Origin of the sequence: Hydrogenophaga electricum, from assembly GCF_030160815.1 — a bacterium.
Taxonomy (GTDB): Bacteria; Pseudomonadota; Gammaproteobacteria; order Burkholderiales; family Burkholderiaceae_C; genus Hydrogenophaga; species Hydrogenophaga electricum.
Genome location: NZ_BSPB01000001.1, coordinates 155,544 through 167,934, shown reverse-complemented (window position 1 = coordinate 167,934; position 12,391 = coordinate 155,544). Strand labels below are relative to the sequence as shown.

The 12,391-nt window shown below is 61.0% G+C and carries 12 protein-coding genes and 1 tRNA gene; 1 reads left to right on the top strand and 12 read right to left on the bottom strand.

Annotation, left to right across the window (positions count from 1 at the left end):
- Positions 1-22 precede the first annotated feature (22 nt).
- The 12 genes from QQK43_RS23440 to aceA all read right to left on the bottom strand — a co-directional run bounded on the left by QQK43_RS23440 (position 23) and on the right by aceA (position 11,140).
- Positions 23-172: an IS3 family transposase gene (locus tag QQK43_RS23440; RefSeq protein WP_370465190.1), complete on the bottom strand. Its 150-nt coding sequence runs from the start codon at positions 170-172 to the stop codon at positions 23-25.
- 360 nt (positions 173-532) lie between these two features.
- Positions 533-609, bottom strand: a tRNA-Pro gene (locus tag QQK43_RS00795).
- 35 nt (positions 610-644) lie between these two features.
- Positions 645-1,076 carry a MerR family transcriptional regulator gene (locus QQK43_RS00790; RefSeq protein WP_284306216.1) on the bottom strand — a complete coding sequence of 144 codons (432 nt, stop codon included), beginning with the start codon at positions 1,074-1,076 and terminating at the stop codon, positions 645-647.
- Between the two features lie 135 nt (positions 1,077-1,211).
- A complete protein-coding gene (locus QQK43_RS00785) occupies positions 1,212-1,538 on the bottom strand; it encodes an integration host factor subunit alpha (protein ID WP_234263218.1) in 327 nt (108 codons plus the stop codon).
- 35 nt (positions 1,539-1,573) lie between these two features.
- A complete protein-coding gene (pheT, locus tag QQK43_RS00780; RefSeq protein ID WP_284306215.1) occupies positions 1,574-3,997 on the bottom strand; it encodes a phenylalanine--tRNA ligase subunit beta in 2,424 nt (807 codons plus the stop codon).
- A 33-nt stretch (positions 3,998-4,030) separates the two neighbouring features.
- A complete protein-coding gene (gene pheS, locus QQK43_RS00775) occupies positions 4,031-5,104 on the bottom strand; it encodes a phenylalanine--tRNA ligase subunit alpha (RefSeq protein ID WP_284306214.1) in 1,074 nt (357 codons plus the stop codon).
- 122 nt (positions 5,105-5,226) lie between these two features.
- Complete coding sequence (rplT, locus tag QQK43_RS00770) at positions 5,227-5,589, bottom strand: 50S ribosomal protein L20 (RefSeq protein WP_234263221.1); 363 nt, start codon at positions 5,587-5,589, stop codon at positions 5,227-5,229.
- 24 nt (positions 5,590-5,613) lie between these two features.
- Entirely contained in the window at positions 5,614-5,817 is a 204-nt protein-coding gene (gene rpmI / locus QQK43_RS00765) for a 50S ribosomal protein L35 (RefSeq protein WP_234263302.1), read from the bottom strand.
- A gap of 184 nt (positions 5,818-6,001) precedes the next feature.
- A complete protein-coding gene (gene infC / locus QQK43_RS00760; RefSeq protein WP_284306213.1) occupies positions 6,002-6,664 on the bottom strand; it encodes a translation initiation factor IF-3 in 663 nt (220 codons plus the stop codon).
- 37 nt (positions 6,665-6,701) lie between these two features.
- The gene (gene thrS / locus QQK43_RS00755) at positions 6,702-8,609 is read right to left on the bottom strand and encodes a threonine--tRNA ligase (RefSeq protein WP_284306211.1); all 1,908 of its coding nucleotides are present in this window, start codon (positions 8,607-8,609) and stop codon (positions 6,702-6,704) included.
- Between the two features lie 211 nt (positions 8,610-8,820).
- Positions 8,821-9,645: a glycosyltransferase family 2 protein gene (locus QQK43_RS00750; RefSeq protein WP_284306210.1), complete on the bottom strand. Its 825-nt coding sequence runs from the start codon at positions 9,643-9,645 to the stop codon at positions 8,821-8,823.
- A 163-nt stretch (positions 9,646-9,808) separates the two neighbouring features.
- Positions 9,809-11,140, bottom strand: a complete 1,332-nt coding sequence (aceA, locus tag QQK43_RS00745; protein ID WP_284306209.1) for an isocitrate lyase — start codon at positions 11,138-11,140, stop codon at positions 9,809-9,811.
- A gap of 302 nt (positions 11,141-11,442) precedes the next feature.
- Between aceA and QQK43_RS00740 the strand changes: the two genes are divergently transcribed.
- Positions 11,443-12,390, top strand: coding sequence for a DMT family transporter (locus tag QQK43_RS00740; RefSeq protein WP_284306207.1), 948 nt, complete (start codon positions 11,443-11,445; stop codon positions 12,388-12,390).
- Position 12,391 lies beyond the last annotated feature (1 nt).

Here is a 12,391-nt window from a genome sequence, read left to right as displayed (position 1 = left end):
AGCACCTGGCCTTGTCAGGCATTCATGATGCTTCCGGGATGCGACACATACGCAGTTGCAGACCTTCGAGCCGGGACAAGCGACGCACCCGCGTCTTGCCCACCTGCCAGTCCTCCCGTTTGAGCATCACCAGAACCCTCTGGTAACCCAACCGCGGCCGGCTCATTGCGATGTCCCGGATACGTTATCGAGGCGCACTTTGGTCTCATGCCTCGCACTTGACATACCAGATCGGGCGCTGCAACAGCGCCCGTCGGCACGAGTGGTGCACGCTCACCTTGAAGCGTGCCTGCATCCAGGCTGCCAGCTCGCGGCGCTTGGCAGCGGATACGCAATCCGCTCCTCGCTGAATCGGGACTTCTTCATCGCTTCTACCTGCCTCTCTCGGGGCCTTGGGAAGCAACCGTACCTATGGTTTTGACCCATCGCGGTTTTTCGGGGAACGTCACATATGCCGCTGAACCTGATGATCCATGGTGCGCGGCGCAACAAAAAAGCCCGAAGTCGTGAGACTCCGGGCTTTCGCAATAAATGGTCGGCGTGGCGGGATTCGAACTCGCGACCCCTTGCACCCCATGCAAGTGCGCTACCAGGCTGCGCTACACGCCGACAAGCCTTAGATTATAGCCTGACTGAAGCCACTTTCAGAACGGCTCGTCAAGAAGATTGCGGATCTCCCTCAACTCCTGGCGAACACGGGGCAACCAGCCCCCCGGATCGTCGCTCTCGGCGCTCATCGGTGTCTGCACCACCACCTCCTGCACGGCACCCTCGGCGGACCGCTCATCGGTAAGGGCCTCATCATGCCGATCCGGTTGGCCTGCAAGCTCCTGAAGGCGGTTGCGCGCCCCGCTGATGGTGAACCCCTGGTCGTAGAGCAATTCGCGGATGCGCCGGATCATCAGCACCTCGTGATGCTGGTAATAGCGCCGGTTACCGCGGCGCTTCATGGGCCGCAACTGGGTAAATTCCTGCTCCCAGTACCGAAGCACATGGGGCTTCACACCACAGAGGTCGCCCACTTCACCGATGGTGAAGTAGCGTTTGGCCGGGATGGGTGGCAGCGCGTTTTCCATGAAAAATCAAGGCGATACAAGCCGAACCTTGAAATTTACTCTAAGCGCGGCGCGCTGAAACTCCAGATCGGCAAATAGGTGTCGACATGTTGTGTTCCCGCCCCTGAAGGCGGGAAAAACACCCATGCGCAGCGATCAGGCCCCGGTGATCGCAGCTTGCACCTGCTCCTTGAGCTTGGGGCTCGCATGGAAAGTGACCACGCGCCGCGCCTCGATGGCCACGGGCTCCCCGGTGCGGGGATTGCGGCCCGGGCGGGCCGCCTTGGTCCGGATCTGGAAGTTGCCGAAGCCGGAAATCTTCACGTCCGTGCCATTGACCAGGCTGTCGGTGACCAAGTCAAAAAACGCGTCGATCATGTCCTTGGACTCGCGCTTGTTCAGCCCGATCTGGTCAAACAGCAGTTCGGCCAGCTGCGCTTTGGTCAGCGCGGGCGTTTCCAGGCTTTCGACGGCCAGTTCCATGTGTGCTCCTGTGTCTTGTTGTGGTGCGGGCCAGGTCAGCGCAAGCGCGCTGCCACACCCTGGGCCAGCGCCTTGAGCACCGACTGTACCGACGCTTCGATTTCGTCGTCGGTCAGTGTAGCGTCGTCCCGGCTCAGCGTCAGGCGAATCGCCAGACTCTTTTCATCTGCAGCCAGTGCACCGCTAACGCCATCGGCCTGCTTCTTGGGCCGGTACAGGTCGAACAGGGCTGCCTGCCTCAGCAGCGGCAAACCCGATGTACGGATGGTCGCCATGACGGCATCGTGCGACACCGACTCCTTGACCACGATGGCGATATCCCGCTCCACGGGCTGGTGGCGGCTGACGGGCTGGAACACCGGGACATCGCGCCGCAGCACGGCGTCAAGCGCCAACTCGAACATCACAGGCGCCTGGACCATGTCGTAGGACTGCCGCCATTTCGGGTGCAGTTCACCCACATGCCCGATGCAGCGATCATCCAGCCACACGCTGGCGCAGCGCCCGGGGTGCATGGCGGGGTGTTCTGCGGGTTTGAAAACGGGCTGCAGCGGTGCCAGCAGCGCCTGCACATCGCCCTTGACATCGAAAAAGTCCACCAACCGATCGGCCGTTCCCCATTGCAGGCCATCCGCACCGCCATAGGCCAGGCCGGCCACGTGCATGGGCTGGTCGAAACCCGCCACGGTCGTGTCGCTGTCCACCACCGCAGCGTCCTTGCGGAACACGCGCCCCAGTTCAAAGAGCCTCACGCGCTGGGCCTTGCGATCCAGATTGAACTTGAGGACCGCGATCAGACTACCCAGGAGGGACGAGCGCATCACGCTCATCTGGCTGGCAATCGGATTGAGCAGCTTGATCGGGTCGGCATTGCCCGCAAGCTCGCGCTCCCAGCGTTCTTCGACAAAACTGAAGTTGATGGTTTCCTGGTAGCCCAGTTGTGCCAGTTGGCGGCGCACGGCAAACGGTCCCCGCTGGCTTTCGGTACGCAGCTTGGCGGTGATCGGTGCCAGTGGCGGATTGGTCGGCAATTGCTCGTAGCCGATGACCCGCGCGACCTCTTCGATCAGGTCTTCCTCGATCTGCAGGTCAAACCGGAAAGCCGGCGGTGCAACCGTGACCGTCCCGTCACCTTCGGAGACCTCGAGGCCGAGGCGGCGCAATGCGCCGGCACACTGGGCTTGTGTCACCGGCATCCCGATGACCTTGACCGCCCGCGCCACGCGCAGCGTCACCGGCTTTCCCTCCGGCAGAGCCAGGGTCTGGTCGTCCAGCGGTCCGGCCTGGCCGCCGCAGATGTCGAGCACCAGTTGCGTGATGCGCTCGATATGTTCCACCGTGGTCGACGGATCGACACCCCGCTCGAAGCGGTGACCGGCGTCGGTGCTGAAGTTGTAGCGGCGCGACCGGCCGGCAATGGCCTGCGGCCACCAGAACGCCGCCTCGATGAAGATGTTCTGCGTGTCGTCGGACACCGCCGTGGCGTCGCCACCCATGATGCCGGCAAGCGACTCGACCTGCTGGTCGTCCGCGATCACGCCCACGGCGCCGTCGACCACAACGGTATGGCCGTTGAGCAGCTTGAGTTGCTCGCCCTCACGCCCCCAGCGCACCTGCAGACCACCGTGAATTTTGTCGAGGTCAAAGATGTGTGAGGGTCGCCCCAGCTCGAACATCACGTAGTTGGAAATGTCCACCAACGGCGAAATGCTGCGCTGGCCGCAGCGCGCCAGACGGTCGACCATCCAGCCCGGCGTCTGCGTCTGGGTGTTCACACCCCGCACCACTCGGCCACTGAAACGGCCGCACAGGTCACTCGCGTGCACGGTCACAGGCAGACGGTCGGCCACGCCCGCAGGAACCGGCGGGAACTCGGGCTGCAAGAGGGGGGTATCGGTCAAGGCAGACACCTCGCGCGCAATGCCGTACACGCTCAGGCAATGCGCCAGATTGGGCGTGAGCTTGAGCGTGAACAGCATGTCATCCAGCGCCAGTTGCTCGCGGATGTTGCGCCCGATCACGGCGTCGTCGTCCAACTCCAGCAGACCATGGCTCTCTTCCGAGATCTTCAGTTCCTTGGCCGAACACAACATGCCCTGGCTTTCCACGCCACGCAGCTTGCCCAGTTTGATGGCGAAGGGCTTGCCGTCTTCACCCGGAGGCAGCAAGGCGCCTACCGTCGCACAAGGCACCTTGATGCCGGCACGGGCATTGGGTGCACCGCAGACGATGTTGAGCGGAGCACCCTGCCCCACGTCCACCTGGCACACGCGCAGACGGTCGGCGTTGGGGTGCTGCTCGGCACTCAGGATCTGCCCCACCACCACCCCCGTGAACGCGGGCGCCACGGGGTGCAGCTCTTCGACCTCCAGACCGGCCATGGTCAGGGTGTCAGCCAGTTGCTGACTGGTCAAGGACGGATTGCAGAAGGCTCGCAGCCAGGACTCGGGAAATTGCATGGAACGACTCGGTAAGCGACGACGCGAAGATGTTTACTGGAATTGCTTCAGGAAACGGATGTCGCCGTCGAAGAACAGGCGCAGATCGTTGACGCCGTAGCGCAACATGGTCAGGCGATCGGGCCCCATGCCAAAGGCAAAGCCGATGTACTTTTCGGGGTCCAGCCCCATGTTGCGCACCACGTTCGGGTGCACCTGGCCGGAGCCAGCCACTTCCAGCCACCGGCCAGCCAGCGGGCCGCTCTGGAACTGGATATCGATTTCGGCACTTGGCTCGGTGAACGGGAAAAAGCTGGGGCGAAAGCGCAGCACCAGGTCATCGCTCTCGAAGAAGGTCCTGCAGAAGTCGGTAAAGACTACTTTCAGATCCTTGAAGCTCACATTCGCACCGATCCAGAGACCTTCGCACTGGTGGAACATGGGCGAGTGGGTCGCGTCGCTGTCCACCCGGTAGGTACGCCCAGGAGCAATCACCCGAATCTCGGGCATGTCACCACCAAAAAGCTGGCTGGAACGCGGATCGAAACCGTTGCCGTGCTTGCGCACATGCGCATGCGCATACCGGATCTGCATGGGGCTGGTATGCGGCCGCAGAGGCAGCAGCAACCCATCGGCACTGCGGCCGTCCACATAGAACGTGTCCTGCATGGAACGCGCCGGGTGGTTGGGCGGGTTGTTCAGGGCTGTGAAGCTGAACCAGTCGGTTTCGATCTCGGGACCATCGGCAACATCGAACCCCTGCGAGGCAAAGATCGCCTCAATGCGCTCCATCGTCAGACTGACCGGATGCAAGCCGCCTTGCCCGCGCTGGCGCCCCGGCAGAGTCACATCGAGCGCTTCGGCTTTCAGCTGAACCTGCAACTCGGCATCGGCCAGGGCTTGGCGCCGCTCGGTCAACGCCGCTTCAATCGCCTGCTTGGCCACATTGATCGCTGCCCCCCGGGTCTTTTTCTCATCGACCGACAAGGCAGCCATGCCCTTCATCAGCTCCGTGATGCGGCCCGACTTGCCCAGGTACAGCGCCTTGGCATTTTCGAGATCGGCCGGTGTGGTGGCCTGGGCAAACGCACCCCGGGCACCGTCCACCAGAACATCCAACTCGTTCATGTGTGTCTTTCGGCAAAACAATGAAAAAGGGGCTGAAGCCGGCGGCAAACCGCTCAAGCCTCAACCCCTTCAAACGACGTGACCGCCAAGCTACCGAAGAGGCAGCCCTCGGCCGTCGGAAATCAAGCGGCGGCCAGCTTGGCTTTGACTTGTTCCACGATGCTGTTGAAGGCAGCAACGTCGTTGACGGCCAGATCGGCCAGAACCTTGCGGTCGATGGCGATCTCGGCTTTCTTCAGGCCATTGGCGAACTGGCTGTACGTCAGGCCGCAAGCGCGGGCACCAGCGTTGATACGCGCAATCCACAGTTGGCGGAAAACGCGCTTCTTGGTACGGCGATCACGGTAGGCGTATTGGCCCGCCTTCATCACCGCCTGCTTGGCGATGCGGAAGACGTTGCCGCGACGGCCGCGGAAACCCTTGGCCAGAGCCAGAACTTTCTTGTGTCGGGCGCGAGCCGTGACACCACGTTTGACGCGAGGCATGTGTGTTCTCCTTGTTCGTCGTGATTACAGGCCAGCCGAGGGCAGCATCTGTGCCATGTGACCCATGTTGGTCTCATGCACCGTCACCGCACCGCGAAGGTGGCGCTTGTTCTTGGTGGTCTTCTTGGTCAGGATGTGACGTTTGAAGGCTTGACCGCGCTTGACGGTCCCACCCGGACGAACGCGAAAACGCTTTTTCGCGCTGCTCTTGGTCTTCATTTTGGGCATTCTCATGCTCCTGTTTTGTTTGTGCTCGTGAGGCGCCGCGAACCTTCCGCGAACTTGTTGGCCCCGAGACACTTCTGATGAGGCTCCCGAAAGAGCCCCCGATCGGCCATGGTTTTCACCCTGGCCTGCGATGAAAAGGCCCGAAGACCTTATCACCCCTTTCTGTTCAACCGACCTGCCTCAATCAGGCGGCCTGCCCAGCTGGCGCTTCAGCCGCCTTGGGAGCGGAACCACCACCAGCCTTCTTGCGTCCAGGCGCGATCATCATGATCATTTGCCGCCCTTCCAGCTTGGGAAACTGCTCGACGATGATCGCATCACCCAGGTCGTCCCGGATGCGATTCAGCAGTGCGAGACCCAACTCCTGGTGGGTGATTTCGCGACCGCGAAACCGCAGCGTGATCTTGCATTTATCACCGTCGTCCAGAAAACGGCGGATGTTGCGCATCTTGATGTTGTAGTCGCCGTCGTCGGTACCGGGACGGAACTTGACTTCCTTGATCTCGATGACCGTCTGCTTGGCCTTGGCCTCAGCCGCCTTCTTCTGCTCCTGGTACTTGAACTTGCCGTAGTCCATCAGCCGGCAAACCGGCGGAGTGGCCGTTGCCGCAATTTCCACCAGATCCACATCCAGCTCACCGGCCATGCGCAACGCCTCTTGGAGACTCACGATGCCCAGTGGCTCGTTTTCCGGTCCATTGAGGCGAACCTCCGGAGCCATGATTTCTCGGTTCAGGCGGTGTGCACGCTCTTCACGCTGGCGGCGGTCGCGAAAATTGGTAGCTATGGCGGTTTCCTTGGATGGGCAAATTAAAAAAACGGCGACATCCCCATCGGGGACGCACATGCGAAGGAAGCAACAGCCTATGCGGCTCCGGAAGGATTTACACCTTGGAAGCTATATCTGCCGCCACAAGCCTGGAGAAGTCCTCCAGCGGCATGACACCGAGGTCTTTGTTGCCTCGCGCCCGCACGGCCACGGCTCCAGCAGCTTTCTCTTTGTCGCCCACGACAAGGATAAAAGGCAGCTTTTGCAACGCGTGCTCCCGTATTTTATACGTAATTTTTTCGTTGCGCAGATCAAGAGCCACCCTAAGCCCTTGATTTTGCAGCATTTCGGTGATTTCGCGACAGTAATCGGCTTGGGAATCGGTGATATTGAGCACCGCCACCTGCACAGGGGCCAGCCATGCAGGCAGCGCGCCCGCATGCTGTTCGATCAAGATACCGATGAAACGCTCCAGGCTGCCGACGATGGCCCGGTGCAGCATGACAGGGCGATGGCGGCTGCCATCCTCACCGACAAACTCCGCATCCAGGCGCTCCGGCAGATTGGGATCGACCTGGATCGTGCCGCACTGCCATTCGCGCCCCAGCGCATCCTTGAGCGTGTACTCGATCTTGGGCCCGTAGAAAGCCCCCTCACCCGGCAGATAAGTGAACTCGCACCCCGACGCCCGCAAACCCTCGGCCAGCGCCGCCTCGGCCTTGTCCCAGCTCTCCTCGGTCCCGATCCGTTTTTCCGGGCGGGTGGACAGCTTGTAGATGATGTCGGTGAAACCGAAGTCTTTGTAGACCTTCTGCAGCAGCGTGGTGAACGCCTGGACCTCACCCTGGATCATGTCTTCCGTGCAGAAGATGTGACCATCGTCCTGCGTGAAAGCGCGTACGCGCATGATGCCGTGCAGACCACCCGTGGGCTCGTTGCGGTGACAGGCGCCAAACTCGCCATAGCGCAGCGGCAGGTCGCGATAGCTCTTGATGCCCTGCTTGTAGATCAGGATATGGCCAGGGCAGTTCATCGGCTTGAGCGCGTACTCGCGCTTTTCCGACTCGGTGGTGAACATGTTCTCGCGGTACTTGTCCCAGTGGCCCGTCTTCTCCCACAGCGACTTGTCGAGAATCTGCGGCCCCTTCACTTCCTGGTAGCCGTTCTCACGGTACACCTTGCGCATGTACTGCTCGACCTCTTGCCAGATCACCCAACCCTTGGGGTGCCAGAACACGGTCCCCGGGGAATGCTCGTCAAGGTGGAACAGGTCCAGCTCGCGGCCGATCTTTCGGTGATCGCGCTTCTCGGCCTCCTCCAGCATGGTCAGGTACTGCTGCAAATCGTCCTTGCTCGCCCAAGCCGTGCCATAGATGCGCTGCAGCATCTCGTTGCGATGATCGCCGCGCCAGTAAGCACCCGCCACCTTCATCAGCTTGAAGTGCTTGAGCTTGCCCGTACTCGGCACGTGCGGCCCCCGACAAAGGTCTTCGAACGCCCCTTCGCGATAGAGCGACACGTCCTCGTTGCTGGGAATGCTGGCGATGATCTCGGCCTTGTAATGCTCACCCAAACCCTTGAAGTACGCCACCGCCTCGTCACGCGGCAGCACACGGCGCACCACAGGCTCGTCCTTGGCGGCGAGTTCGGCCATGCGCTTTTCGATCGCCACCAAATCTTCGGGCGTGAAGGGCCGCTTGTAGGAGAAGTCGTAATAGAAGCCGTTGTCGATCACCGGACCGATGGTGACCTGTGCCTCGGGAAACAGTTCCTTGACCGCATAAGCCAGCAAATGCGCGGTCGAGTGACGGATCACCTCAAGACCATCGGCATCTTTGGCCGTGACGATGGACAACGGGCTGTCCTGGCTGATGAGGTGGCTGGTATCCACCACCTTGTCACCGATCTTGCCGGCCAATGCAGCCTTGGCCAGGCCGCTGCCGATCGAGGCAGCGACATCGGCGACCGTGACCGGCCCGGGAAACTCGCGTTGGGAACCATCGGGAAGCGTGATGTGCAACATGGCGTATCCGAAAAACAAAAAGCGCGGCAGAGGCCGCGCTAGGAGAGGGAGGAGCAAGAAATCGGGCAGGCGCGAACTGCAGGCCTCAAAGGGCCAGAAAAACCACCTCCGGTGTAGTTCGCGGTGTCATAACCTGAATGCCTTTCTCGATCTTGCTGATCAAACTGCCTCGCATTCTCTCATACATCGGCCAACCGCTATCACCCGATGCTCAGCCGAGCGGATGCCCCGGAGCCCCCTCTCGTGCGTCCGCGTACCAGCCGAGGAGCACCGACCAGGAAGGATGTTTGTCACGCAACAGAACATGGGCACGCCGGTTGGCCACCAAGAGCTCGGGCGTTTTGGCGCCGTTAGAGCTTCCCTGCCCCATGTGATAGACGAGCGAGTCTTTGACGCACACCACCCGCCGGCCAGCCAGAATCGTGCGGTAGCTGAAATCCGTCTCCTGTCCGTAGTAGACAAACGATTCGTCAAAATAGCCCAGACTGACCATCCAGTCCCTGCGCACGCCATAGCAATACCCATAGCCGTAAGGATCGTCCAGAACGATGGAGGGGAGCTGGCCCGCAAGGGCATCCATCTGGGCCTCGATAAGGCTTCCTGCTGCGTCAAAAGCCTCGGGCGCATCGAGCGCCTGCAATCTGGAGCAAGGATCCCCCGCGCCACCACCCCGGTAGGGCATCGAGGGGCTGGCAACCGCGACCGAAGGCATGTCCAAGGCACGCAGCAGCGCACTGGCCCAGCCGGCGCCGCAAATGATGTCCGGATTGACGAAACACAGGTACGGCGCCCGCGACTGTCTGGCAAACGCATTCCAGATCTGTGTGAGGCTGCGGTTGTCCGCGTTGTTGTCGATCACGGTCAACCGGTAGGGCACATCCGTTTTGGCACGAATGCTGTCGATGGCCGCTCGCTCGAACGCCTCGCTCCGGTATGTGACCATGAGGATGTCAAGCACAGGCGCGTCGTCGGGCGCCCCCTTTTCCCGACCATGGGTGTCGTGACAGGAAGCAGGGAATATCGAAAGGTTGTTCATGCAACGGGACCAGCGATCGGCAGCGACGGAATATAAACCCCTCCTGCCATGCCACACACCCCGCACGACACAGCGCCTGGAAGGCCTGCGACCATCACCACAGGCAAACAAACAAGCCCAAGGCTCACGCCTTGGGCTCGAGATGCCCGACTGATCCCGTGGATCAGTGGAACTGCTCTTCTTCGGTCGAACCGGTCAACGCCTTGACGCTGGACGAGCCGCCCTGGATCACCGTGGTCACGTCGTCGAAGTAGCCTGCGCCGACTTCCTGCTGGTGCGACACGAAGGTGTAGCCCTTCTCACGAGCGGCGAACTCAGGCTCTTGCACCATTTCCGTGTAGTGCTTCATGCCTTCGCCTCGGGCATAGGCATGGGCGAACTGGAAGGTCTGGAACCAGTTGATGTGGATACCGGCCAGGGTGATGAACTGGAACTTGTAGCCCAGCGCGGACAGGTCTTCCTGGAAGGAAGCGATCTGTTTTTCGTTGAGATTCTTCTTCCAGTTGAACGATGGCGAGCAGTTGTAGCTCAGCAGCTTGCCGGGGCAGGCAGCATGCACGGCCTGAGCGAATTCGCGGGCGAAGCCGATGTCGGGCACGCCGGTTTCACACCACACCAGATCGGCGTAGGGGGCGTAGGCCACGCCGCGGCTGATGGACTGCTCCAGACCGTTCTTGACGCGGAAGAAGCCTTCCTGCGTGCGCTCCCCGGTGAGGAAGGGCTTGTCGTTGGCGTCGTGGTCGCTGGTGATCAGGTTGGCGGCTTCTGCATCGGTGCGGGCCAGCACGATGGTCGGCACGCCCATCACGTCGGCGGCGAAGCGCGCGGCGATCAGCTTCTCCACGGCCTCCTGCGTCGGCACCAGCACCTTGCCACCCATGTGGCCACATTTCTTGACCGCAGCCAATTGGTCTTCAAAGTGCACGCCAGAGGCGCCGGCAGCGATCATGTTCTTCATCAGCTCGAAGGCGTTCAGCACGCCGCCGAAACCGGCCTCTGCATCGGCCACGATGGGCAGAAAGTAGTCGATGAACTCAGCGCTGCCCGGCTCGACACCACGGCCCCACTGGATTTCGTCAGCGCGTTTGAAGGTGTTGTTGATGCGACGGACCATGGTCGGCACGGAGTCGTAGGCGTACAGCGACTGATCCGGGTACATGGTTTCCGAGGTGTTGCCGTCGGCGGCGACTTGCCAGCCCGACAGGTACACAGCTTCCAGGCCGGCCTTGGCCTGTTGCATGGCCTGACCGGCGGTGATGGCGCCGAAGGCGTTCACGTAGCCCTTCTTGGCACTGCCATTGATCTTGTCCCAGAGTTTTTCCGCACCACGCTGAGCCAGCGTGTATTCGGGCTGCAGGCTGCCGCGCAGACGAACCACATCGGCCGCGGTGTAGCCACGCTTGACGCCCTTCCAACGGGGGTTGTTGGCCCAGTCTTTTTCGAGGGCTTCGATCTGCTGCTGACGGCTGAGTTGCTCTTTCAGGGATTGGGGCATGTCGGGACTCCGTGAGGTTGGTGAAGAGGTCGATCAGCTCAGGCCTTGCTGGCTGTGTCGATGGCTTCACTTTAAGTCTTATAGAAGACACAGGAAATCTCTTATGTCTTATACAAGACTTTTTTTATTCTCTTTTAAATCAAAGACATTTCAACAATTTTTCTCAATGCAAAATTTGTTTTCTTGTATTGAGAAATTTTTCCGCAATGCAGCACAAATACTTCCACAATACAAAATTTAACTTTCTCATTGTGGAAGGCACTCATGGAGGCGCCTCCCCGCTTGAGGCATGATGCGCAGCCATGTCGGCCCTCCCCGTTGTCGCAACCGCTCCCCGTTGGCTGGCCTACGGGGCCTTGGCCCTGAGCATGTCGCTCGTTGGCAGCTATGTGGCCTTGTCCAAGCCGTTGGTGGCCATATTTCCGGTGTTTCTGCTGGCCTGGTTGCGTTTTGGTATCGGCGGTTTAGCGATGGCATCCTGGCTGCGCCGTCCGGCAGACGAGCCCCCCATCACACCGCGGGTAAAACGCCTGCTGTTCCTGGAATCGTTTCTGGGCAATTTCCTCTTTTCCATCTGCATGTTGTTTGGCGTGCGCTTGACCACCGCCGTGGCGGCCGGCGTGGTGATGTCCGCCATTCCCGCGGTCGTGGCCATCCTCAGCGCCCTCTTCCTCAAAGAGCGCATTGGTCGCCGTACCGCAGCAGCCATCGCCTGTGCCGCCATCGGCATCGCTCTGTTTTCGTTGCAGAAACCGATACACGACGATGCGCTCGCGGCGACTGCCAGTCAATTTGCCGGGGTATCCCTGACCGTGTGGGGCAACCTGCTCGTTTTTGCCGCCGTGGTCTGCGAAGCCTCCTATGTTGTGATCGGCAAACGCTTGACCGAAGGGCTTGGCCCCAAACGCATCTCGGCCATCATCAACCTCTGGGGTTTTGCTCTGGTGACCCCCCTGGGGCTCTGGGCCGCTTTCTCCTTTGACTTCGGCAGTGTGTCAATGGGACTGTGGGCGCTGTTGGTCTTCTATGCCCTGGCTGCAAGCATGTGGACCGTCTGGCTGTGGATGACCGGCCTGAAGACGGTGCCTGCGTCTCGGGCTGGTGTGTTTACCGTCATGCTGCCGGTGAGTGCCGCGGCGGTTGGCGTGCTGTTCATGGGCGAGCGCCTGTCATCGCTGCAGGTGTTGGCTTTTGCCATTGCCTTGCTCGGCCTTGTTCTGGCCACCCTGCCTGCACGCAGCCCAAACTGAA